Origin of the sequence: Labrys miyagiensis, assembly GCF_030160835.1 — a bacterium.
GTDB lineage: Bacteria > Pseudomonadota > Alphaproteobacteria > Rhizobiales > Labraceae > Labrys > Labrys miyagiensis.
Genome location: NZ_BSPC01000023.1, coordinates 88863 through 113052, shown reverse-complemented (window position 1 = coordinate 113052; position 24190 = coordinate 88863). Strand labels below are relative to the sequence as shown.

Here is a 24190-nt window from a genome sequence, read left to right as displayed (position 1 = left end):
TTTAAAACTTATAGTTTACGGCCAATCTGCCGATACTGCCTGCCGCATCAACAGTGTGTTTTATGTTGAAGGGAGGGTGCGCCGCAAGCGGCTCGGCCCGATAGCTGGATTTGCCAAGGTCGTAGTATAGATATTCGCCCCTGACGGTCCAATGATCGGTGACGGCGTATTCGAGACCACCACCGATTGTCCACCCTGCTTTCCACTTCGAGGCATCGCCGGGGTATTCAACGTCCGCATGTGGTTCGAACTGGGTGTAGCTCGAGTATTTGATATGGCCATATGCCAAGCCGCCGGTTGCATAGACTAGCAGTCGGTCGAAGGCGTAGCCGGCGCGCAAGCGGGCCGTGCCAAAGCCGTCAATTTTCTCGCTGGTCGTATTGAACCAAGCCGGGTTGCCGTTCAGTCCGCTAATGCGGCCGGTGCGCTCAATATCCGCAATCTGAATATCGGCTTCCCCGCCCAGGACAAAATTGCCAGTTTGCCAATTGTATCCGGCCTGGAGTCCCCCAAGCGCGCCACGGGGATCGATGGACACGCGGAAAGGCGCCACTGGGAATATCCCAGGCGGCGACGGTAACACGTTGTCCCTGGCATTACCCCAGCCGTATCCAGCATTCACACCAGCGTAGAATCCTGTCCAACTAAATGGCGCTGCAGCCGGCGCTACCGGTTCGGCCGGCGCAGGCGCGAGATCTGCTGCAAGCGCGGTGGTGGCAAGCATAGATGCCGCAACGGCAAGTAAAAGGCGATTCATGGGTGATCCCCGAACTGGATCTACATCAAATATCGCAACTTTCACAGGAAAGCTGTTGCGCTGAGGCAACACTAGAACTTTATCGATTAGCAATGCGATTTATTTCAGGAACTAAACAATGCTTAGGGACGCTAAGCGATGGTCAAGGCGCAACGCGCCGCGGCAGCGCCGGCGTTTTTCTTTGGGCGCGGTTGCCTCGCTGCCGAAGGGCAGCGAGGCCATTGTACAGGTGGGTTATGGTGCTGCCTTGTAGATGTCCGTTGCCAGGCCGGACGCCCCGCCATTATAGGCCGAAATCTCTGTCGCCAGGTTTGGATTGGTCGCCGCAAGCTTGGCGTTGACGGCCTCGATCACGGCAATCGAGAGAGGCTTGTTCGCCGCGGCCGCAAGGGCAGCCCTTACCTGATCGGCCGTTGGAGCGGTAGTACCTTGGGCGGGCGAAAGATAGTTTTGAAGAAGACCCGCATAGACAGTCGCGACCTTGCCGACCTCGGACTTGGGCGAGGCATGCTTCAGAGCGGATGGCGAGGCATGCAGGAAGCCGTTCAACTTGCCGAAAGTACGTGCACGCCGCTTGATCGCATCCTGGCCGGTCTTGGCATGACTGCCCGAATTGGTGGATGCAGAGGCGGCGTCGTGGCTATGAGCATGACCGCCTCCATTGCCGTTTCCTCCACCATTGCCGTTCCCACCGCCATTGCCGCCTCCCTTGCCGTTGTTGGCAAGAACCGGGGTGACGACTAGGGAAACGCCCAACAGGGCGGCCGATGCAAGTTTGGCGATGGTCGTCAGGTTGCTGGTGCGAAGCATGAATTTCTCCTTGTGGCTCCCCAGCCCCACAGAATTAAGAAGGAAAAAAGTGGACGCGCGAGAGATGCGTCCGTCAATCATTCCAATCGCCATCCTCGTTCGAATTGTAGGGGTTGTAATAATACCGATGATAGTAGTGCGGTCGGTTGTACCGGTAGTAACCGTAATAATCTGGCCTTTGATACGGATGCCGGCGCAGATAATGGCTCAGCTTACAGCCACCATAGCTGGTAACTCTATAACCCGGTGGGCAGCCGTACATTGAATAATATTGAACTTGCGTGGCTCCGACGTTGCTATCAAGAAGCAAAGGGGGGACGAGTGGACCGGCAGTCGCGGCAGAGGTGAGAGCGGCGGTTGCCGCCCCAACGGCCAAACCAATCAGACGTAAGCGGGGCATGGGAACCTCCCAATGATGTTAGCGCCATCATTGCACTGCCCTGCTGAACACAACCTGAATTAGCTAAGAGTTAGACCCCCGCCAAACTCGCTTGTGGGCCAAATCCACAACCGCATGCCGTTAAACCTGCACGCCAAGGACTATTCGCGCTGGCTCGACAATATCGAGCAAGGTCAAAAGGTGACGGCGACCCGGCGTTGTCACCTTTTCGTTACCTTTTCGAATATCAGCGCGAGCCTCTCGATTCCCGAGATGCTGAAAATCTTAGTGATTTCAAAGAGATAAATGGCGCGCGGGAGAGGATAAACCTGGGCACTACCATGTCATTGTTTGTGCGATATAATTCCAAAAATGGAGGATTGGTCGACGCTTGGATCAATGACGAAGGAATTAAATGCAGTGTCACCGTAATGCGTAGGACCTTGCCCCCGCCGACGCCTTGAGTGTGGGAATGCCCCCGCAGACCTCGCTCCTGGCGTTGTCGGAGCGAGGCTTGGGTTCTTGCGTCCAAGTTTCCGTCGCAGGATACCCGGATGTCCTGCGAAGCAAACTGGCTATCCCGGCGGAACTGACGATACTGTGTGGACTGGCGATTGGTTATGCGGACCCGGACTATCCGATGAACAAGGTCCATGTCGGCCGTGAACCGATCAAAGACAATATCGTATTTGTCGAGGCTTGAAGGACAAGCCTCTGGCCCGACGCACCTTGTTTCTCGAGAACTACGCGCATGACAGGATAAAATCGTATCGACAGAACTGAATTCGTTGAGAAAATCGTCATGAACGAGGATGCAAATCTCGCAGGTCCGGCCCCGATGGAAGGACACGGAGAGTACAACCGGAAATCGTCGGTTCAGGCCACAGGAGCGGTGCCCGCTCTGGCTCTGTTGAAAAAGGCCGCTTACGGCGCCTCGCTGCCGACGGATGACGGAGCGCCTGTCATCGTTGCTGACTATGGCTCGTCTCAAGGTCGCAATTCGCTCGTTCCCATGTCGGCGGCCATCGAGGTCTTGCGGTCGCGCGTGGGCGGCTCCCGCCCGTTGTCGGTGGTACACACGGATCTTCCGGGCAACGATTTTTCGGCTCTGTTCCAACTGCTCGACGGCGATCCCGCGAGCTACCTTCGCGGTGATCCCGCGGTTTTCGCAAGTGCTGTCGGCCGCTCGTTTTACGAACAGGTGTTGCCTCCGGCTAGCGTTTCGCTCGGTTGGAGTGGGTGGGCCGTGCAGTGGCTCAGCCGGACGCCGGCGATGATCCTGGATCACGTGCAGATCGCGTGCAGCCGAGACGAGAACGCGCGTGCTGCCTACGCCAGACAAGCTGCCGAGGACTGGGCAACGTTCCTACACCAGCGAAGTAAGGAATTGCTGCCTGGCGGCCGTCTCGTCATCTTGACGATGGCCCGCACCGACGACGGCAATTTCGGCTACGGACCTCTCCTCGCCGCGATGTACGAGACGCTCTGCGCCTTGGCAGATGAGGGGCTGATCCTGCCGGAGGAGAAGGCTCGAATGGCTATTCCCACGGTGGGCAGGACTAGGATGGAATTCTGCGATCCTTTCGCTAACGGCCGTATTCCCGAGCTGTCGCTTAATCACATCGAGATTTTCGAGGGCGAGGATAGAATCTGGGAAGCATTCGCCGCCGACGGCAACGCCCGTGCTTTCGGAGCCAAATGGGCGGCATTTTCCTCCGCATCCGTGCTCCCCACGCTGGCATCGAGTTTGTCAGGAGGGGCGGCCGATCCACGCGCGGCGGCGTTTGAAGCTCGGATGGAGACGGGAATGGCGCAGAGGCTGGCTTTATCGCCAGAGAAGATGATGATTCCGCTCGCTGCGTTGGTGCTCGTTCGGGAATGAATAAATTAAAGCCAGGCCCATACAATTTGAAGGCTAAAGCGTTTTGCGATTTGACGGACCCGGCAAGAATCGCAAAGACGCGTCGAAACAAAGAGTTAGAGCAAAGCAGCGTTTGCGCCTAAACGCGCTTTGCTCTAGTGCCCGATGGAAAACGTGCGACGGAACGGCGATTCCGTGACCAAGATCGGTGTTTCATGATGGAAATGAGTATGGCGCGCCCGAAAGGATTCGAACCTCTGACCCTCAGATTCGTAGTCTGATGCTCTATCCAGCTGAGCTACGGGCGCGCGGGGAAGCGGCGAACGCTTCCGAGGCGCCCTGATAGCCAAGGGCGTCCGGGGATGCAAGCGCTTTATGCGCTTTTTTCATACTTTATCGAAACAGGCCTTCGCCCTGCTCGTCGATCAGCTGCTTGCCCTTGGTCAGCGAGAACTGCACGGCGTCATCGAGGCTGGCGAAACGGTCGGCGCGGATGAATTTGTGGCTCTTCAATTCGCCGCCGATCTCCTTTTCCACAAAACCGCAGGTCTGGTACTGGCCGCCTTCCTTGTAGGGGGCGGGGCGCACGATGAAGCCGTTATATTCCTCGCCATCGCCTTTGGGCGCGGCCGCCGGGGCACCGCCGCCCGAATCGCGGCCGCCGAACAGGGAAGAGAGGGATTTGAGGAAGGAAGCCACGAGCGTGTCCCGGTCTTGTTGATGTTGCCGCGAGGATAGCCTTATCGGCGCTTCTCGCCAATGGGGCGGTCATCCGGCCCCCTTGGCCAGAAGTCGCGGCCATGGTTGCATCCAATATTGGTTTCCCGCCGAGACTGCAGACAAGATTGCCCCTGCCATCTTGCTACTCTAATGTTCGGATAGAACGTTTGAAGTTGTAGCAATTTTCAGGGTACCGATATGAAGAAGCTGATTATGGCCGGCACGATTGTCATCGGCGGGCTGTATGGCCTAGCCGGACAATCCCAGGCCGCGCCGCGCTATCAGAGCCGGGACTATGCCGAGAATGCCCGGATGGAATGCATCCTGCCCTGGTATCGTTTCTTCGGCGCCTGCGACGAAGCCATCCAGGAGGCGCCGGATGGCCAGAACTGGCATGACTGGAACAACCGCCATCATGGCCGTCACCGCTTCTAGACGATAATGGGCTCGGGATCGGCGTTTCGTCGGCGCCCGAAGCGCCGCTAACGGGGGCAAGGCCGCAGGGCCGATACCCCCTTGTTCCATGGCAGGCGGGGGCCCGCCATGGTTCCGAACACGGACTTGTTGCGAAAAGGGTACTTGGCCAGTCGGCGAGAGCCGGCATCGTACGGGGGATATCATGAGGCAGGTTACCGGTACCGGGCGGCAGATCGCCTGGAGCGCTCTGGTTGTGTTGGCTTTTCTGGGCGCATCCCAGCCGGGCAGGGCACAGGACGCTCCGCCGCCACCCGTCACCGTCGCCAAGCCGGTGGTGAAGGACGTCGTCGAATATGACGACTTCATCGGCCGCTTCGAGCCGGTGGACCAGGTCGATATCCGTGCCCGTGTCTCCGGATATGTCGACAAGATCAATTTCACCGACGGAAGCGTCGTCAAGCCCGGCGACCTGCTCTTCACTATCGACCAGCGCCCCTACCAGGCGGCGCTCGACGAAGCGCAGGCCAGCTTGGAATCCGCCAAGGCGCGGGTGGATTTTGCGCAGGGCGATGTCGCCCGTGCCGAGAACCTGCGCAAATCGGGCAACATCACCGGCCAGATCTATGATGAGCGCGCGCAGACGCTTGCCACCGCGCAGGCCGATGTCAACCGTGCGCAAGCGACGCTGAACCGCGCCAAGCTCGACCTGCAGTTCACTGAGATCCGCGCGCCCATCGCCGGCCGGATGTCGCGCCACCTGGTCTCCCTCGGCAATCTCGTCAATGCCAACGACACCGTGCTCTCCAACATCGTGTCGATGGATCCGATCAATTTCTATTTCGACGTCGATGAGCGTTCCTTCCTCGCATATCAGAAGCTCTCGACCGGCTCGTTGCGCACCTCGAACGATGGTGCTCTCAACGAAGTACTGGTGGCGACCTCGGATGAGAACGAGCCCACCCACAAGGGCCATCTCGACTTCACCGACAACCGTCTCGACAATGCCAGCGGCACCATCCGGGCGCGCGCCATACTCGACAACAAGGATCTCTCGCTGGTGCCGGGCCTGTTCGGCCGCATCCGCATCCTCGGCTCGGACAAGTACAAGGGCGTGTTGGTGCCCGAGGACGCGATCGGCTCCGATCAGGACCGCCGCGTCGTTTATGTCGTGGGCGCGGATAACACCATCTCGCTGCAGCCCGTGCGCGTGGGCTCGCGCGTCGATGGTTACCGCGTCATCCGCGTGGGCCTGAAGGGCGATGAGACCATCGTCGTCAACGGCCTGATGCGCGTGCGGCCAGGCATCAAGGTCGATCCCAAGCTGATGACGCTGCCGCCCGTGGCGGTGGCAAGCATGGCCAATTGAGGGCGGGGTCGATGAAATTTTCCCATTTCTTCGTTGATCGCCCGATCTTCGCGGCGGTGCTTGCCATTGTCATCGTGCTGGTGGGCGGCATCGCCTATCTCGGCCTGCCGGTGGCGCAATATCCGGAGATCGCGCCACCCACCATCGTGGTGCGGGCGACCTATCCGGGCGCCAATGCCGAAACGGTGGCCGCCACGGTGGCGACGCCGCTGGAACAGCAGGTCAACGGCGTCGAGAACATGCTCTACATGTCCTCCTATGCCTCCAATGACGGCAGCATGTCGCTGACCATCACCTTCAAGCTCGGCACGGATCTCGATACCGCGCAGGTGCTGGTGCAGAACCGCGTCGCCATCGCGACCCCCCGCCTGCCCGATGATGTCAGGCGCCTCGGCGTGACGACGCTGAAATCCTCGCCCGATTTGATGATGGTCATCCACATGCTCTCGCCGGATGACCGCTACGACCAGCTCTACATCTCCAACTATGCCCGCAACAATGTACGCGACGACCTCTTGCGTCTCGATGGCGTGGGCGACCTCACCATCTTCGGCGAGCGCCAATACAGCCTGCGTGTCTGGCTCGACCCCGACAAGCTGGCGAGCTATGGCCTGACCTCGTCGGACGTGGTGCAGGCCATCCAGGCGCAGAACGTGCAGGTCTCCAGCGGCGCCATCGGCCAGGAGCCGACGACATCCGGCGCCGCCTTCCAGATCACGGTCAACACGCAGGGCCGCTTCCAGGATGTCGCCCAGTTCCGGCGGGTGATCGTGCGCTCGACACCGAACGGCCAGCTCGTGCGTGTGCAGGATGTGGCGCGCGTCGAGCTCGGTGCGCAGGACTATGTCACCAACTCCTATCTCGACGGCAAGCCAGCCGTGGCGCTGGCGATCTTCCAGCGCCCCGGCACCAATGCGCTTCAGGCGGCCGACGAGATCATCAAGAAGATGGAGGAGCTGAAGCAGTCCTTCCCGCCGGGGGTGGCCTACAAGATCGTCTATAACCCCACCACCTTCATCGCGGAGTCCGTCAACGCCGTCTACCATACGCTGGGCGAGGCCGTGATCCTCGTCGTGCTGGTGATCATCGTCTTCCTGCAGAGCTGGCGCACGGCGCTCATCCCCGTCATCGCCATCCCGGTGTCGCTGATCGGCACTTGCGCCGTGATGGCGGCTTTCGGCTTTTCTCTGAACACGCTGACCCTGTTCGGCATGGTGCTGGCCATCGGCATCGTGGTCGACGACGCCATCGTGGTCGTCGAGAATGTCGAGCGAAACATCTCTCTGGGCATGTCGCCAAGGGATGCGGCCCACGAGACCATGGACCAGGTCGGCACGGCCGTGATCGCCATCGCCCTGGTGTTGGGCGCGGTCTTCATTCCAACCGCCTTCATTCCCGGCATTTCAGGTCAGTTCTATCGGCAGTTCGCGCTGACGATTGCGGTCTCGACCTTCATCTCGGCCTTCATCTCGCTCACTCTCTCACCCGCACTGGCCGCCATCCTGCTCAAGCCGCACGGCCATGCGCCGCCGCGAAATCCTCTTTCCCGCCTCGGCAACAGCCTGGCCGGCGGTTTCAATCGCGGCTTCGAAGGGCTGGCCAATGGCTATGCCCACGGCGTCAACCGGGTGGTGCGGCGCAAGATCATCATGTTGCCGATCTATGCCGGCCTCCTCGCCGCCACCGTCTGGGTGGCGCAGAAAGTGCCGCAAGGCTTCATCCCGACGCTCGACCAGGGCTATGCCATCGTCGTCGTGCAGTTGCCGGATGGCGCCTCGCTCTCGCGCACCGATGCCGTCACCAAGCGTGTTTCCGAGATCGCGCAGGCGACGCCTGGCGCGCAGGATGCGGTAGCCTTTGCCGGCTTTTCGGCGGCGACCTTCACCAACGCCACCAACTCGGCCGCCATCTTCGTGCCGTTCAAGCCGTTTGACGAGCGTATCAAGCAGGGGCTGACGGCTGACAAGATCATCAAGGATCTCTTCGGCCGCATGCAGGTGATCCAGGAAGCCTTCATCATCGCCATTCCACCGCCGCCCGTGCGCGGCATCGGCAATGCCGGCGGCTTCAAGCTGCAGCTCCAGGAAAGGCTAGGCTCCGACATCCAGCGCGTGCTGGGCTCGGCCTATGAGATGATGGGCAAGGCGCGGTCCGATCCGAAGCTGGCTGGTGTCTTCACCACGTTTTCCGCCAATTCGCCCCAGATCTTCCTCAACATCGATCGTCAGAAGGCCGAGATCCTCAACGTTCCCATCTCCAACATCTTCGATACGCTGCAGCAGAATCTCGGCACCGCCTATGTCAACGACTTCAACGCGTTCGGACGTGTCTACCAGGTTCAGGCGCAGGCTGATCAGCGCTTCCGCAACGATACCGACCAGATCGCCGGGCTGAGGGTCCGCTCCTCCAGCGGCGCGCTGGTGCCGCTCGGCACTCTGGTCGAGATCAAGGAGGTTTCCGGTCCCCAGTTGATCCAGCGCTACAACATGTATCCCTCGGTTCCACTGCAAGGCAATGCCGGCCCCGGCACCTCGACGGCGCAGGCGCTGGACGAGATGGAGAAGCTCGCCCAAGCCACCCTGCCGCAGGGCACCAGCTTCCAGTGGACCGACCTTGCCTTCCAGGAGCGCGCCACCGGTAATACGGCGATCTTCATCTTCGGCCTGTCGGTGCTGTTCGTCTTCCTGGTGCTGGCGGCGCAATATGAGAGCTGGTCGTTGCCGCTCGCCATCATCCTGATCGTGCCGATGGCGGTGCTCTCCGCACTTCTGGGCGTGATGCTGCGCGGCATGGACAACAACATCCTCACGCAGATCGGCCTGATCGTGCTGGTGGGCCTCGCCGCCAAGAACGCCATCCTGATCGTCGAGTTCGCTCGCGAGGCGGAGGCGAACGAGGGCAAGTCGCCGATCGATGCGGTTGTCGAGGCCTGCCGCCTGCGCCTGCGTCCCATCCTGATGACGGCCTTCGCCTTCATCCTCGGCGTGGTGCCGTTGCTGATCGCCACCGGTCCGGGCGCCGAGATGCGCCAGGCACTCGGCACGGCAGTGTTCTTCGGCATGCTGGGCGTGACCTTCTTCGGCCTGTTCCTCACGCCGGTGTTCTATGTGACGCTACGCTTGCTGACTGGGGCGGGGCGGAAGAAGGAAGCAGTGGTGAAAGCTGAACCGGTGGCCGGGGAGGCGTAACCGGGAGCGCGGACATCTTGTCCGCCTCTTGGAAACGGTGAGTTTGCAGGATGGGAAGAGGCGGACAAGATGTCCGCGCTCCCAGCCGCGGCGCCCAAAAAAGCCCTCTGCGCGTTGGCACAGAGGGCTCTTTCGACTATTCGACGCTCCCGGTCAGTTATCCAGGAAGCTCCGGAGCTTCCTCGAGCGGCTCGGATGCTTGAGCTTGCGCAGCGCCTTCGCCTCGATCTGGCGGATGCGTTCACGCGTCACCGAGAACTGCTGGCCGACTTCCTCCAGCGTGTGGTCGGTGTTCATGCCGATGCCGAAGCGCATGCGCAGCACGCGCTCCTCGCGGGCGGTGAGGGAGGCCAGCACGCGCGTGGTGGTCTCGCGCAGGTTGGACTGGATCGCCGCATCGATCGGCAGGATGGCGTTCTTGTCCTCGATGAAGTCGCCGAGATGCGAATCCTCCTCGTCGCCGATCGGCGTCTCCAGCGAGATCGGCTCCTTGGCGATCTTGAGGACCTTGCGCACCTTTTCGAGCGGCATGGCGAGCTTTTCGGCCAGTTCCTCCGGCGTCGGCTCGCGGCCGATCTCGTGCAGCATCTGGCGGCTCGTGCGCACGATCTTGTTGATCGTCTCGATCATGTGCACGGGGATGCGGATGGTGCGGGCCTGGTCGGCGATCGAACGGGTGATCGCCTGCCGGATCCACCAGGTGGCATAGGTCGAGAACTTGTAGCCGCGGCGATATTCGAACTTATCGACCGCCTTCATCAGGCCGATATTGCCTTCCTGGATCAAATCGAGGAACTGCAGGCCGCGATTGGTGTATTTCTTGGCGATGGAGATGACGAGGCGCAGATTGGCCTCCACCATTTCCTTCTTCGCCTGGCGGGCTTCGCGCTCGCCCTTCTGCACCATATGCACGATCTTGCGGAACTCGGTGATCTCGAGGCCCGTCTCGGTCGCGAGGTTATGGATGTCCTCGCGCATGGTCTTGATGGTCTCGAGCTCGTGCGCCACGAACTCCCTCCAGCCCTTGGAGCCGAGCTTGGAGACGCGCAGGATCCACTTCGGGTCGAGTTCCGAGCCCTGATAGGTCTTGAGGAAGTCGGAACGGTCGACGCGATAGCTCTCGGCCAGGCGCATGAGGCGGCCTTCATAGCCGATCAGGCGCTTGTTGATGTCGTAGAGCTGCTCGACCAGGGCATCGATACGCGCCTGGTTGAGCGAGAGGCTCTTCACGTTGGTGACGATCTCTTCCTTCAGCTTCTTGTATTTGCGGTCCTGCGAGGGCGAGAGCGAGCGGTTCTGCAGCCGGCTCTCGACGTTCACGTCCTGCAGGCGGCGCAGCTTCTTGTAGTCGTCGGCGATCAGGTCGAAGGTCTCGAGCACCTTCGGCTTCAGCTCGGCCTCCATGGCCGAAAGCGACACGTTGTTCTCCATGTCGTCTTCGTCCATCTCGCTGTCCATCGGCGGCAGCGCGTCGTCGTCCAGGGCGGGCGCGGCCTCGCCTTCGACCTCGGCCGCAACTTCGCCAATCACGGCCGTCGGCACGTTCTTGCCATCCGGGCCGGCATAGGTCGCTTCGAGATCGATGATGTCGCGCAGCAGGATCTTGCCGTCGTTGAGCTCGTCACGCCAGATGATGATGGCCTGGAAGGTGAGGGGGCTTTCGCACAACCCGGCGATCATCGCCTCGCGGCCGGCCTCGATGCGCTTGGCGATGGCGATTTCGCCCTCGCGCGACAGCAGCTCGACGGTGCCCATCTCGCGCAGATACATGCGCACGGGATCGTCGGTGCGATCGGTTGGTTCCTTGGCCGTGGTGGTCGAAGCGATCGCGCGCGTGGAGGTGGCCTCGACAAGGTCGCCGCCCTCGGCTTCCTCTTCCTCGGCCGGGGCGGCCTCCTCCGTCTCCTCGTTCTCCTCGTTCTCGACGACATTGATACCCATCTCGGAGAACATGGCGAGCACGTCCTCGATCTGGTCGCCTTCGACCTGATCGGAGGGGAGCACGTTATTGATCTCTTCATGCGTGACATAGCCACGCTTCTTGGCGCGCTTGATCAAGGCGCGGACGGCGGCATCCGACAGGTCGAGCAAGGGGCTGTCCTGGCTCGGCGCCTCGGTCTCCGGCGTCTCTTCCTTGTCAGCTTCTTTTTTCGCCATATCGCTTTCCCTCGATCGCCAAAGCAGAATTTGTGAGGCCATCCGTCGGGCGGCCCCGCAAATTGCTGCGTCCTTCCAAGTTCCCAGCAGGGTTTTCCGGGTTGGAATCCTGCTCCAACTCGGGAAACCCTGCTCTCCGCTGCCAGCCCGCCGAGCGGAAAATCCCGCTCGAAAGCGCTGGCGAACACAATCACCCTGTGCCACACCCTTGCGGGTTAAGGCACGATTCCCTCCCGTAGAGGGAGGGCTGGAGCGACAACACCAAAAAGGGCAGCATCCGGTACCCGGAGCCACCCGACTGGTCGCCGCCTTGCCCCATATCCCATGAGGTGCCGGTTCCCATATCTTCGCGGCAAGGCGATGACAAGGAACCCGCCGATCCCCAAAGGATTGACGCTATCACTAACCGGGCAAAGGCTAATCCGCCGTTAACCCTGAATATCGACTCATAGCTCCGTCACATATCTCGAGACGAGCGCCCGGAGGAGGCCCCGAACCCTTCGATCATCGCCTCCGTCCCTTCCATCGTGGCGATTTGCGCCTTGATGTCCTGGAGCCTGGCAAAATTTTCGTCGGTGAGGTCCTGCTCCAGCGCAGTCGCTGCGAGCCTGAGCTCCTTATGTAACGTACGGTTCTTGTGATGCAAGGCCACAGCATGCACGAATCCGTCCCGAACGTCGGGAAAAGCGGCGTCGCGCCGCACCCAAAAGTGTCCCAGCGCGCTCGCGGAGGTAATCTGATGGAGCAAACGCTCGAATCCGAGGCCGAGAAGCTCGGTCTCGATCTCAGGTGATTCGCGAAGGCCATGCGCCACGCAATCGATCAGGGCCTGGCGCAGCCGATTGGTTTCGGCATTGTCGAATTCGAGCCCTGCCAGCAATTCGCAATGATCGTCGAGCAGGACGGGATGGGCGACCACGGCAGCAAGGATCAGCGCCTCGCGCGCCGGCACCACGCCATGGCCACCGCGCACGCGCGCGCTTTCGCGCACGCCGGCGGTGACGGGAGGAGGGCCCGACCGTGTTTCCTGCCGGCCGCCCGGCCCTCGGCGCCAGGAGCGTTGGCCGCCTTCGAAGCGACCTTCGGCGGCGCGAACAGGTGCAAAGAAGTTGTTCAGGCGCCCTTGCATCTCGGCGCGGTAATGCTTGCGCAGCGTCTCGTCGCGGATGGGCGTGAGCGCGTCCATGACTTTGCGCTCCAGGGCGGCGCGGCGCTCCGGCGTTTCGAAATCGCCGCTCTCAGTCTCACGTGTCCACAGCATATCGGCGAGCGGCATGGCGCCCTGCAGCACCTCGCTGACCGCGCTGGCTCCGGAGGAGCGCACCAACTCGTCCGGATCCTGCCCGCTCGGCAACAGGGCGAATTTCAGCGTCTTGCCCGGCCCGATCTGGGGAAGGGCGACATCGATGGCGCGGTAGGCAGCCTTGCGCCCGGCCTTGTCGCCATCGAAACACAGCACCGGCTCCTCGCTCATGCGCCAGAGCAGGGTAAGCTGGTCTTCCGTCAAGGCGGTGCCGAGCGGGGCGACGGTGTGGCCGAAGCCAGCGACGCTCATCATGATGACGTCGACATAGCCCTCCACCGCAATGACACCGCCCTTCTCATGGGAGGCCTTGCGGGCGCGGTGGTGGTTGTAGAGGCAGGAACCCTTGTGGAAGAGCGAGGTTTCGGGCGAGTTGAGATATTTGGCCGAGGCCTCCTTATCCATGGCGCGGCCGCCGAAGGCGATGACCTTGCCACGCGCGTCATGGATCGGAAACATGATGCGGTCGCGGAAGCGGTCATAGGGGACCTGGATGTCCTCGCCATGGACGAGCAGGCCAGCCTCGATCATGGCGTCGCGGTCGACGCCCTTGCCGGCGAGGTGGTCGCGCAAGGCGAATCTCTCATTGGGCGAATAGCCGATGCCGAACTCGGCCTGGATCGCCGGCGTCAGGCCGCGATCGGCGAGGTAGCCGCGCGCCGCCGCCCCCTCGCGCGCCTGCAGGCGGGACTGGAAGAAGGCCGCCGCCATCTCCATCACCTCATGCAGCGAGGCCCGCTCTTCCTCGCGCTTGATATCCTCGGCCGTGAGCTTGGGCAGGATGACACCCGCCTCGCCGGCGCAGCGCTCCACCGCCTCGGGGAAGGAGACGCCCTCCGTCTCCATCAGGAAGCGGAAGATGTCGCCATGCCGGCCTGAGGAGAAGCAGTGATAGAAGCCCTTCTGGTCGTTGACATAGAAGGAGGGCGTCTTCTCGGCGTTGAAAGGGGAGAGCCCGCGCCATTCCCGCCCCTGCTTCTTCAGCTTGACGCGCCTGCCCACTACCGCCGTGACGGGCAGACGGGCACGGATCTCGTCGAGCAGGTTGGGCGGGTATTTCATCTGTTCACATGTGAGAGCGGCGAGCGATATAGCAAGGGTGCTCGGGCCGCCGGCCTTTGGCCCGGGCGACTCATCCCCGCTATTCTACTGCGGAAGACAAGGGGCTGGAAGGCGGGTAGGGTCTGCGCCGACGACACGCCTTAAGCCCGCATGGAGTCGGGGAACCATGATTGCCTTCCGTTTCAGAGCCTTGGTCGTGGCTCTGGCCTATCTTGCTCTCCTCGGCGGCGCCTCTGCGCAGACCTCAACCGACTATTCGGTGGGGCCGCAATACGACTCGACCCATGTCTATGTCGAGCCGGGCGATTTCGCCCGCTTCGTGGCGAGCTTCATCGCGACCTTCGGCGGTACTGCCAGCAAACAAGGGGTGTTCCAGGTCACGCCCACGCCGAGCCAGACCCTGTCGCAGATCGTCGCCACGCCGGTGGGAATCGTATCCGTCTTCGGCTTCAGGACGCCGGTTCCCTACCCCTTCGGGGAGGAGCGCACTGGCTATCTCGTCAGCGATATCGATGCGGCGGTGGGCGCGGCGGTCAACAGTGGCGCGATGCGTCTTGTCGACACCTTTCCCGATCCGATCGGCCGGGATGCGCTGATCCAATGGCCGGGCGGCGTGAACATGCAGCTCTACTGGCATACGGTGAAGCCCAATTATCCCCCGCTGGCCACCGTGCCCGAGAACCGCGTCTATCTGACGGCCGACGCCGCCGATGCTTTCCTTTCCCGCTGGCTGGCCTTTTCGCGTGGCAAGATCGTCTCCGACGACGCCAAGGCGCCGGGCGTCGAAGTGGGCCGGCCGGGGGACACGATCCGGCGCATACGCATCAGCTCGGGCTTCGGCGCGCTGGTGGTGTTCGTGTCGGATGGGAAGTTGCCCTGGCCCTATGGCCGCGACCTGACCGGCTATGAAGTCGGCAATCTCGAGGCGACCCTGGCCAGGGCGAAGGCTGCCGGCGTCGAGATCCTGGTGCCATCCTATGCCGTCGATGGCCGGCGGGCTGTGATTGTCCGCTTCCCGGGCGGCTATATCGCGGAGATTCATGCCCCGACTTGAGAGTGGCCATGGAACGGGGCAGGCCGGGGGGAGATAGCTTGTGTAGTCATGCGAGGCGCCGCCATGCTTCTCGATCGCCGATCCCTGCTTTTCTTGTCGGCAGCAATGCTGGGCTTGCCCTCCCGTGCTGGCGCCTCCGATTCTCAGGCGCTTCCGCTCTGGCCGGGAATGCCGCCTGGCGGGGGAGGGCCGAGCGGTCCGGTCCGTGTCAGTTCGCGGGGCGCGTGGTCGAACATCGCGCTGCCCTCGCTGCAGCTCTACCGGCCGGACAAGCCCAACGGAGCGGCCATGCTGGTGGCGGCGGGCGGTGGCTACAAGCGGATCGAGATGGGCAGCGAGGCCCATCCCGCCGCTGCCTGGCTGGCGGCAAGGGGCGTCACCGCTTTCGTGCTCGCCTACCGGCTGCCGGAGGAGGGCTGGAAGGCAGGGCCGCTCGCGCCGCTGCAGGATGCCCAGCGCGCAATGAGGCTCATCCGGGCCGGCGCCACGGGCTACGGCATCGATCCCGGCCGCCTGGGGGTGCTCGGCTTTTCCGCCGGCGGCCATCTGCTCGGTCTGGCCTCCGCCCGCTCGGCCTTCAAGGCCTATCCCGGGGTGGACGAGGCCGATACCCAATCGGCCCGGCCCGACAATGCGGCCCTGATCTACCCAATCATCACGCTGGAGCCGCCTTATGACCACACGTCCACGCGCCGCGTGTTAATAGGCCGGCACCCCTCGGCCGGGGAGAGCGCGGAATGGTCCGTCCAGACGCATGTCCGGAAAGACTGCCCGCCGATGTTCCTGGCGCAGGCGCAGGATGACCCGGTCTCCAACCCAGCCAACACCGCGATCATGGCGCAGACTTGTCAGGCCGCGGGCGTTCCCGTCGAACTCATGCGCCTTGCCAGCGGCGGCCATGGCTTCGGCATGGGGCGGCCGGGTACACCCACTGCGGCATGGCCGGATCACTACGAGGCATGGCTTCGCCAGAGAGGCATGCTCGGGTGAGGGAAAGCGCTGCAGGCCCGATGTCGTCGCCTGCCTCGCGGACGCCAAGGATCGCCAGGCCCGACCCCAGGAGAGGTGGATGTCCGCGGCAAATCTCCCAATCGCGATCAGCCAAAAGGCGTTCCGGCCGAAACACCTGGGCCCCGCTCTTGCCTCTATGTTGGCGGCCATAAAGTCTCGAGGAGCGCGATTTCCATGGCCGAAAAGACGATTCTGCTTGGCACCGATGTGGCGACCTTCGTCCTGTTCCATCCGGACGACCTGACCCATCGCGCGCGGGATCCGCTCGACTGGTACAGCTATGATTTTGCCTATGGCAGTGAATCGGCGGCGGGCCGTCTGATCGCCTTCTGCACGGGCTCGGATGGCGGCTATGCTATCCGGCTGACGACGGGCGATCTCACGCCGGCCGAAGCCGCTGATGCCTGTCCTTCCTGGAGCTTTCCGCTGATCGTTCGGCACGGCCGCATCCTTCTCGACAACACGGATGCCCTGCCGAGCGACGAGCAGATGAGGGATCTTTCTGCGATTGGAGATCACTGGTTCGAGCTCGCCAACGGCGCCTATCACGTGACGGTGCATCCGATCGCGTGGCGAGACCCTGGAAACTCGGCGCGCGAGGCCGGCACCATCCGCCCCAATTACGTCATCCAGTTCCAGCCGGTGGCCGATATTGCCGGCATTCCCGTAGCGGCGACGCCGCCGGACATCCGCCCCGATCGCGACTGGACGCCAAGGCTCCTGGACAATGCCGCGAGCGAAGAGCTTTATCGCTGGCCCGAGGCACTGCGGGGCCCAATGCATTATCCCAGCCTGGCGGTGCCCGACACGATGGCGCTTCTGCCCCGCCAGTTCGCACGCCTGTGCGTCGGCGACGACATCGCCGAAGCGGCCTTTCCCAAGACCATCCAGCGGGCCGCGCGCGCCGAAGGCTTTGTGGTTGCCCCCTCCTTCGAAACCGGCGCCTATGCCATCCTGGCGCGCCAGAGCCAGCTGTCCTGGCGCGGTGACGAGAAGGCGGTGCTGGGCATGAATGGCCTATGCCTGGTGCGCCTCGTCCAAGGCGGGCCCGCTGCGTCGCTCAGGCCCGTCGAGATCGCCCCCGTCGAGAAACCGGACATGACCGGCGATCCCGCGGCCGCACAAGCCCTCAAAGCCAAGCTGATCATGCAGGTGAACGGCAATCCGGCCGTCCAGGCTCGCCTCGGCCATCCTTCCTTCGAAACGGAGCGTCTCGCGGCACTCATCTCGCCCGAAGCGGTCACCACCTGGGCGCTGATGCATCTCGACCTGCCCTTCGCCATGCGCGTCAAGGGCTATGCGAGCCCAGTGGCCGGGCGCCTGCGAATGCTGCACGATCTCCTGGACACCGGAACGCCGCCATCCTCGCCAGCACCAGCCTCTGGTTTGATGAACTGGTCGCACAAGGGGCTATGGGCGAACTGATGGTGAGGGCTGGTGCGCCGATCCTGTTCCCTAGAGCAAAATGCGTTCAGGTAGGAGCGCATTTCGAAATTAACTTGCTGGTATCAAAAGCATTTTGCGATTCTTGGTGATTCGATCTGAAAGTAAAACGCTCTAGCAGGGGCACTCGACCTACGCTCCCGCCAAGATCCCCGCATAGACGGCCATGTCCACATTTCCGCCGGACAGGATGACGGCGACTTCCTTGCCCGCCATGGCCTCCCGCTCCTGCATCAGGGCGGCGAAGGCGGCCGCGCCGGCGCCCTCGGCAAGATTGTGGGTGTCGCGGTAGAGGATGCGCATGGCTTCCTTCACCTCTTCTTCGCTGACCGCGATGATGCGGTCGGCGCCCTTCGAATAGATCTCGAAGGCCTCGGCCACCGGTACCCGCACGGCCATGCCGTCGGCGAGGGTGTTGGCGGAGTTGGTCTCGATAATGCGGCCGGCCTCGAAGGAGAGCTTGGCGCCTGCGGCCTCGGTGGAGACGACGCCCACCACTTTCGTCTTGAGACCGAGGGCATCGCGAACCGAGATCACGCCGCAAATCCCCGAGCCGCAGCCGATTGGCACATAGACGGTGTCGAGATCGGGCGCGGCGGTGAAGAGCTCCAGGGCATAGATGGCGACACCCCGCACGATCTCCTTGTGGAAGGGCGGCACCAGGAAGAGGTTCTCGGCCTGCGACAGGCGGATGGCCTCGAGGCGCGCTTCGTCGAAATCCTGGCCGAACTCGATCAACTCAGCGCCGAAGGCACGCATGGCCGCGTTCTTCTCGGTCGAATTGCCGAAGGGCACCAGGATTTTTGCCTTGACACCGGCCCCCGTGGCGGCGCGCGCCTGCGCCTGGCCGTGATTGCCCCGCGTGGCGGTGACGATGCCTCCAACCTCCGGCTTTTCGCGCCGGATCCAGTCGATGAAGCTGATGCCGCCGCGCGCCTTGAAGGCTCCGATAGGGCTGTGGTTTTCATGCTTGACCCAGACCGTGGCGCCGGCGCGCTGGCTGAGCAGCGGCCAGACGAGCTGGGGCGTCGGGAGCATCCTGCTATGGATGAGCTGGCTGGCGGAAACGAGTTCGTCCTTGGAAAAAAGCGGCATTATCAATCCGTTGCGACTCAATGTTGTCGAGATGTCGTAGCGTTACCGCGGAAATGGCACGAGATGAAGACGGCCCCTCGCTTCTCATGCGCTCATCTTGTCGACGCCTCAAGCACAGGCCACAACGCAAAGGGCCCGGCTGATGCCGGGCCCGTCGTCGTCTTCCAGGAAGAGAAGCGGATCAGAAGGTACGCTTGATGCGGATACCACCCATCACGAAATCAGACTTGGCGTCGAAGGCATGGGCGGGGGCCGGCGTCGTGTACACCGTGTTGTCGATCGCCTGGTTAGTGTAGGAGACCTCGCCTGTGATGCTCAGGCCCTTCACGACCGTATAGGTGACGTTGCCGGTGATCGAATATTCCTTCACCTTGAGGTCGTCGCCGATCGCGCTGAACTTGTCATAGCTGGTGTCGATGTAGCTGCCGACCAGGTTGGCCCCCCACTGCGGCGTGAAGTTGCCGCCGAGTTCGGCCACGACCGACCAGCCCTTGCCGCCATCAAGGCTGGCATTGGTATTGACGAAATAGTCCTGGCCCTTGAGCTTGGAGTTGCCGACGCCGAGATAGTCCAGCGCGCCATCAGCGTACTGGCCTTCGATCACGAAGTGGCCCTTGTCGATGGCCGGGATGTTGACGAGCAAGCTGCCGCCGACCGCATAGCCCCACTTGTCTTCGTGCGGAACGATGACTTCGGCCGTCCGGTATTGATGGATGGCGGCCTGGGCGGCCACTGACCCCCAATCCTGCTTCAGGCGGACCTGGCCGACGACATCCGGAGCCTGTTGCCCGCCCTGTTGGCTGCTCGAAAAGGCATTCTGGCGATGGTCGCGGCCGTCCTCGACCGACAGGGTGGCCGTGAAGCCGCTGCCGAAATCGGCCGTGTAGGCGAGCAGGTTGACGACGTTCGACTCGGCATAATACGGGCCCCAGATCGTGTTGCCGTATTCGTAGTCGTAGAAACCGAAGAAGGAATGGGCGAAGCCGGCCGTCAAACCACCGAACTGGATGTAGGCGTATTTGACACGGAAGAGGCTGGTCTGCGTATCGCTGGCAACGGTCCAGTTGGCCGGAATCGGGCGACTGTTGGCACGGATCTGGAAGAAGGAGCGCAGCAGGCCGTAATCGGTCTGGGTGCGGGCATCGAAGGAGATGCGCGCCTCGGTGTCGAAGGCGGTGTCGTGGATGTTGCGGGTCTGCTTGAAACCGTCGGCCGTGGTGCGGCTGTCACCACTCTGGTTGTAGAAGCGGTAGTCGGCGCGGATTTCGCCAGCGATCTTCAAGCAGGTATCGCTGCCGGGGATATAGAAGAAGCCGGGGCCGAAGGCCGAGCAGACCTTCACATATTCGACGGCTTCCCCCTTGGTCATGGGAAGGTCGGCGGCCTGAGCGGCGGCAAGAGCGGCAACGCTCGCCGCGGCGCCGAGCAGAAGAGATTTGATCATCATCGGAAGGCTCTCTGAGCAAGTTGGATTGCGTACGTTTGGGCTGGTTCGTTCCGGTACCAAGCTCCGGCCTGCTTGCTATAAGATGCAATCAGCACATGATGCTCGCGAAACGAGAGCCGCAACCTACTTGCTGAATCAGGAGTGTACTTACAATATAAAATACAATCTGAGATTGATGTGACGATTTTATAACAAGGATATGTGCCTTAAAAGTCACATATATATTTATGACAAAATGATTATATTGAAGTTATATTTTATGACAGAATGAATACCTAAAGTAAGATTGCTCAAAGAGCAGGGTTAATCACAATATATACTTCATAATCCGACATTAAAATTTGATAATGAATAGGAGTTTGGATGGCATGCATAATCAGTTTGGCGATGCCGAGGATCGACAAAGCAGCATGGCTACTCTGAGCGCTGGCCGTGACTGCCCGTGAAATGCGAAACGCCGCTGCCCGGCGGTCGTATCCATGGTTGTGTATATTCTTGGATACAGCAATTCGAGGCGCGGCCGATTGTGCTCGATCCCTTGGGCGTCTCAAGGCGACGGTGCGGTCATTGTTCCGAGCGACAAGGGCCGAAGCCCAAGCTCAATAGCGGCTGACATGCTTATCGGACGACGAAGTAGCGACACAAGGGCCGCGGCCGCCATGGTTCCGACACACCAATGCCGGCTTCAGGGTATCGGATCACGGCACGCTTCATTGGGATGGGCACATGATCACTTTACTATTGATCACGTTACTATGGCTCTTGCAGGCGCTTGATATTGCCGCCAGCCTCCACGCCATTGGTGGTGCTTTCGCCTTCATGATCGCTTTGTTCACCGGCAGGGTTTCGTTTATCCGCAATCGGCGGGGATATGTTCATCCAAACGATTTCTGATCTTTACTCGCCTTAGGCCGCCAGCCCCGCAGCGACATCCTTGAACACGCCGCGCAGCCAGGCCAGCAGGCGGTCGTGCTTGCGGGCCGCAGGCCAGACCAAAGTGACGGGCAGGGCCCTTGCCTGGAACGGCGGCTCGCGCAGCACGAGGCCGAGCGGCTCGGCGAATTGCAGGGCAAAAGCGCGAGAGAGCACCGTCACCATATCGGTCTGCGCCACCGCTGCCAGCGCCGCGGTGAAATGCGGCGTCGTCAGGGCGATGCGCCGTTCGAGCCCGGCGGCAGCCAGGGCGGCGTCGGCTTCAGTGTAGCTGTCGCCGAAGATCGATACGGTGACATGGCTGAGGGCGGCATAGTCGGCGAGGGTGAGGGTCTGGCCGGCGGCCGCCGGATGGCCGCGGCGCAGTATCAAAGCGAGCCTGTCGTCGAGGAGGCGCTCGCTATGGGCGCCCGACGGCAGGGGATAGTTGGCCAGCGAGAAGGTGAGGTCGATCTCGCAGGCCTGCATGCGCCTGCTGATGTCGGGACCGATCGGCACGGCGCGCAGATCGACATCCGGCGCCTCCTTGAGCAGGCGCGCCATCGCGCCAGGAAAGAACAGCGCCGTCTGTGAGTCGACGGCGGCGATGCGCACGGTGCGCCTTTCGCGGGCAGGATCGAAATCGGGCTCCGCCACGACATCGATGATATCGGCGAGCAGCACCTGCACGCGCGGGGCGAGCGCCTCGGCCCGCGCGGTGAGCACCATGCCGGCGCCGGAGCGGACCATCAGATCGTCGCCGAAGAGGTGGCGCAACCGGTCCAGCGCCCGGCTCATCGCCGGTTGGCTGAGGCCGACCTCGCGTGCCGCGCGGCTGACGCTGCGCTGGGAGAGCAGGGCGCCGAGCGCCGTCAACAGGTTGAGATCGATCGCCTTCAAATGCATGCTACGCATAGTGTGAATATAAAACATGCATTGGAATTATGATAGGGCGCTTGCTATCCCTCTCCTATCAAGAGGAGGCAATGATGTCGGAACGGATTGTGATCTTGGGCGGTGGCCCGGTCGGCCTGTCGATAGCCGAGCAATTGGGGCAGGCGGGGCGGGCAAGCGTGATCGCGCAGCGCAAGCAGCCAGGCAGACTGCCGCCAGGGGCCGAATTCGAGCCCTGCGACGCCGTCGACGGCGCCGCGCTGATGCGCCTGATGCACGGTGCCAGCGTACTGATCTGCACCATCGGCCTGCCCTATGAGGCCGCGGTGTGGGAAACGACCTGGCCCAAGGTGATGGCGAACATGCTGGCGGCCTGCATCGCCAGCGGCGCGCGGCTGATCTTCATCGACAATCTCTATATGTACGGCCCGCAGGTCGAGCCGCTGCGCGAGGACATGCCGATGGCCGCGAACGGCCGCAAGGGCAAGGTGCGCGCCGCCATCACGCGGCAGTGGCAGGCTTCCGGCGTCAAGGCCGCGGCGCTACGCGCGCCCGATTTCTACGGGCCTGGCGTCGCCAATTCGATCTTGGGCACGCCCACCATCGGCGCCCTGGCGCGGGGCAGGAGCGCGCAGCTCGTCGTCAAGCCCGACGCGCCGCATGCGCTGGCCTATGTGCCGGATGTCGCCCGCGCCGCCATCCTGCTGCTCGATGCGCCCGACGACGCCTATGGCCAGGTCTGGCATGCGCCGAGCGTGCCAGCGCGGACCCCGCGCGAGATCCTCGCCATGGCGGCGGGCCGGCTCGGCGTGAAGCTGCGCCTGATGGAGATGCCCGGCTGGCTCATGCCGCTCGTCGGCCTGTTCATGCCCTTCATCCGCGAATGGCACGAGACCTCGTTCCAGCACGATCGTCCTTTCCTGGTCGACAGCAGCAAGTTCGAGCGCCGCTTCGGCCTGAAGCCGACGCCGCTGGAGGAGGGCATACCGCTCACCGCCGACAGCTTCAGGAAGGCGTGAGGCTCACTGCCCCAGCACGGCTTCGCCGAGGCGCAGCGGCGCCGTCAGGATGGTGCCGGCGGTGTCCACGACGAACACGCCGGTGCGCGAGACCGGGTTGCCGCGCGCCACCATGGTGTCGTTCTTGGCGACCTCGTTCAGCGCCGGCAGGATCGACACGAACTTGCTGTGGTTCATCGAATCGATGCTCTTGCTGTCCGACATGTCGATTACACGCAGGCCATAATGCTGGATGGCCGCCTGCGCCTTCGGATCCTCGAGGAGCACATTGCCGACGCGTGGCACGTCGCCGGCCAGGCGTTGCGAGGCTCCGAGTGCGCGATCGTCGCGCGAGACGCCCACCGTTATCGGTTCGTTGAGCTTGCCGATCGCATCGAGTTGGGTACGGAAGACAGTGACATCGATATCGGGTGACATCAGGAAGACTTCGCCCAGCTTGGGCAGGAAAGCCGAGTTGCCGCGCATCTTGGCCTGGCGCAGCGTCTCCACCGTCAGCCAGTTGCCCATGGAGTGGGCAATGATATGGATGCGCTTTACACCCGGCGCGCGGGCGAGATCGTTGAGGAACGTCTCGAAATAGTCGCGTGAATAGGTGCTCGCCTCGCGGTCTGCGACATAGCCGGTGAGGGTGCCCATCGAAGGCCAGGCAAAGGCCACCACCGCGCCGGGAAAGCCGCTGTCCTTGCTGAGCTGGGCAACGCGGTAGACCGCTTCCTGGTAATTGGTGTTGTAGCCATGGATGAAGACGACGACGTCTCCGCCGCCCTTCTTGCCGGCGAACAGCGCGCGGTTGAAGCCACTCTCATCGAGTTCGCTGGCACTGGTTACCACGAAATTGCGAGCTGGATCGCCCGGTGGGGAACTGGGCCATTCGATCTTGCCCGGCAGGTGATTGGGCGGAATCGAGATGGAGTATTGTTCGTAGCTCAGCCCGAAATTGCGCTTGTTGGTGAAATCAAGGCTGTCGGTGTCCGATCGCTGGCGCGTAGTCGCCACCAGCACCTTGATGGGCGTTCCGACGCCCGCGGCGCCCACCACCGGATGCAGCAGATTGGGGCCCGGCCGGTCTGAGCAGGAGGCGAGACTTGCAGCCACCGCCAGCATGGCGCAGAGCTGCAGGAACATTCTAAGGATAGACGCCATGCCGTTCTCGTTCCGTGAGCGCCCGGCAATTTAGCCGGACCGGCGGGAACAGGGAAGGGGAGAGCGCGAAAGTGTTAAAAGAAGGTTAAGGTAACGGGAGGCAGTTGCGCCGCCCCTTCTTTTGCAAAGTGCAGGATCTCGCTGCGGCCAAC

19 protein-coding genes and 1 tRNA gene are annotated in these 24190 nt (G+C 62.4%); 10 read left to right on the top strand and 10 right to left on the bottom strand.

The window, feature by feature from the left end; all coding sequences use genetic code 11:
- Position 1: 1 nt before the first annotated feature.
- Positions 2–757 carry an outer membrane protein gene (locus QQL24_RS12800; protein ID WP_284312493.1) on the bottom strand — a complete coding sequence of 252 codons (756 nt, stop codon included), beginning with the start codon at positions 755–757 and terminating at the stop codon, positions 2–4.
- A gap of 234 nt (positions 758–991) precedes the next feature.
- Positions 992–1567, bottom strand: coding sequence for a hypothetical protein (locus tag QQL24_RS12795; protein ID WP_284312492.1), 576 nt, complete (start codon positions 1565–1567; stop codon positions 992–994).
- Positions 1568–2418: 851 nt separating this feature from the next.
- Between QQL24_RS12795 and QQL24_RS12790 the strand changes: the two genes are divergently transcribed.
- Together QQL24_RS12790 and QQL24_RS12785 are read left to right on the top strand one after the other, a co-directional pair.
- Positions 2419–2649 carry a nitroreductase family protein gene (locus tag QQL24_RS12790; protein WP_431310680.1) on the top strand — a complete coding sequence of 77 codons (231 nt, stop codon included), beginning with the start codon at positions 2419–2421 and terminating at the stop codon, positions 2647–2649.
- Between the two features lie 99 nt (positions 2650–2748).
- Positions 2749–3828 carry a class I SAM-dependent methyltransferase gene (locus tag QQL24_RS12785; RefSeq protein ID WP_284312489.1) on the top strand — a complete coding sequence of 360 codons (1080 nt, stop codon included), beginning with the start codon at positions 2749–2751 and terminating at the stop codon, positions 3826–3828.
- A gap of 210 nt (positions 3829–4038) precedes the next feature.
- Here QQL24_RS12785 and QQL24_RS12780 read toward each other — a convergent pair.
- Positions 4039–4115 (bottom strand) — tRNA-Arg (locus QQL24_RS12780).
- Between the two features lie 85 nt (positions 4116–4200).
- Entirely contained in the window at positions 4201–4506 is a 306-nt protein-coding gene (locus QQL24_RS12775; RefSeq protein ID WP_284312487.1) for an HlyU family transcriptional regulator, read from the bottom strand.
- A gap of 219 nt (positions 4507–4725) precedes the next feature.
- Between QQL24_RS12775 and QQL24_RS12770 the strand changes: the two genes are divergently transcribed.
- From QQL24_RS12770 to QQL24_RS12760, 3 genes are all read left to right on the top strand, one after another.
- Positions 4726–4962 (top strand): hypothetical protein, encoded by a 237-nt coding sequence (locus tag QQL24_RS12770; RefSeq protein ID WP_284312486.1) that lies wholly within the window; start codon positions 4726–4728, stop codon positions 4960–4962.
- 184 nt (positions 4963–5146) lie between these two features.
- Positions 5147–6310 (top strand): efflux RND transporter periplasmic adaptor subunit, encoded by a 1164-nt coding sequence (locus QQL24_RS12765; protein ID WP_284312485.1) that lies wholly within the window; start codon positions 5147–5149, stop codon positions 6308–6310.
- Positions 6311–6321: 11 nt separating this feature from the next.
- On the top strand, positions 6322–9498 hold the full coding sequence (locus QQL24_RS12760; RefSeq protein WP_284312484.1) for an efflux RND transporter permease subunit: 3177 nt from the start codon (positions 6322–6324) through the stop codon (positions 9496–9498).
- Positions 9499–9651: 153 nt separating this feature from the next.
- Here QQL24_RS12760 and rpoD read toward each other — a convergent pair whose 3' ends face one another.
- Together rpoD and dnaG are read right to left on the bottom strand one after the other, a co-directional pair.
- Entirely contained in the window at positions 9652–11655 is a 2004-nt protein-coding gene (rpoD, locus tag QQL24_RS12755; RefSeq protein ID WP_284312482.1) for an RNA polymerase sigma factor RpoD, read from the bottom strand.
- 457 nt (positions 11656–12112) lie between these two features.
- The gene (dnaG, locus tag QQL24_RS12750) at positions 12113–14020 is read right to left on the bottom strand and encodes a DNA primase (protein ID WP_284312480.1); all 1908 of its coding nucleotides are present in this window, start codon (positions 14018–14020) and stop codon (positions 12113–12115) included.
- 166 nt (positions 14021–14186) lie between these two features.
- On the opposite strand from dnaG, the gene QQL24_RS12745 reads away from it, so the two are divergent.
- The 3 genes from QQL24_RS12745 to QQL24_RS12735 all read left to right on the top strand — a co-directional run bounded on the left by QQL24_RS12745 (position 14187) and on the right by QQL24_RS12735 (position 17510).
- Entirely contained in the window at positions 14187–15074 is an 888-nt protein-coding gene (locus tag QQL24_RS12745) for a VOC family protein (protein WP_284312478.1), read from the top strand.
- A 105-nt stretch (positions 15075–15179) separates the two neighbouring features.
- A complete protein-coding gene (locus tag QQL24_RS12740) occupies positions 15180–16064 on the top strand; it encodes an alpha/beta hydrolase (RefSeq protein WP_284312606.1) in 885 nt (294 codons plus the stop codon).
- A gap of 195 nt (positions 16065–16259) precedes the next feature.
- Positions 16260–17510, top strand: a complete 1251-nt coding sequence (locus QQL24_RS12735) for a DUF6386 family protein (RefSeq protein WP_284312477.1) — start codon at positions 16260–16262, stop codon at positions 17508–17510.
- A 150-nt stretch (positions 17511–17660) separates the two neighbouring features.
- Here the strand turns inward: QQL24_RS12735 and QQL24_RS12730 are convergent, their stop codons facing one another.
- Positions 17661–18623 carry a threonine dehydratase gene (locus QQL24_RS12730; protein ID WP_284312476.1) on the bottom strand — a complete coding sequence of 321 codons (963 nt, stop codon included), beginning with the start codon at positions 18621–18623 and terminating at the stop codon, positions 17661–17663.
- A 181-nt stretch (positions 18624–18804) separates the two neighbouring features.
- Positions 18805–20070, bottom strand: coding sequence for a porin (locus tag QQL24_RS12725; RefSeq protein ID WP_284312475.1), 1266 nt, complete (start codon positions 20068–20070; stop codon positions 18805–18807).
- Positions 20071–20796: 726 nt separating this feature from the next.
- On the opposite strand from QQL24_RS12725, the gene QQL24_RS12720 reads away from it, so the two are divergent.
- A complete protein-coding gene (locus QQL24_RS12720) occupies positions 20797–20964 on the top strand; it encodes a hypothetical protein (RefSeq protein ID WP_284312474.1) in 168 nt (55 codons plus the stop codon).
- Positions 20965–20976: 12 nt separating this feature from the next.
- Here QQL24_RS12720 and QQL24_RS12715 read toward each other — a convergent pair whose 3' ends face one another.
- Positions 20977–21888 carry a LysR family transcriptional regulator gene (locus QQL24_RS12715; RefSeq protein ID WP_284312472.1) on the bottom strand — a complete coding sequence of 304 codons (912 nt, stop codon included), beginning with the start codon at positions 21886–21888 and terminating at the stop codon, positions 20977–20979.
- 83 nt (positions 21889–21971) lie between these two features.
- On the opposite strand from QQL24_RS12715, the gene QQL24_RS12710 reads away from it, so the two are divergent.
- On the top strand, positions 21972–22895 hold the full coding sequence (locus QQL24_RS12710) for an NAD-dependent epimerase/dehydratase family protein (protein WP_284312471.1): 924 nt from the start codon (positions 21972–21974) through the stop codon (positions 22893–22895).
- 3 nt (positions 22896–22898) lie between these two features.
- Here QQL24_RS12710 and QQL24_RS12705 read toward each other — a convergent pair whose 3' ends face one another.
- Positions 22899–24038, bottom strand: coding sequence for an alpha/beta hydrolase (locus tag QQL24_RS12705; RefSeq protein ID WP_284312469.1), 1140 nt, complete (start codon positions 24036–24038; stop codon positions 22899–22901).
- Positions 24039–24190 lie beyond the last annotated feature (152 nt).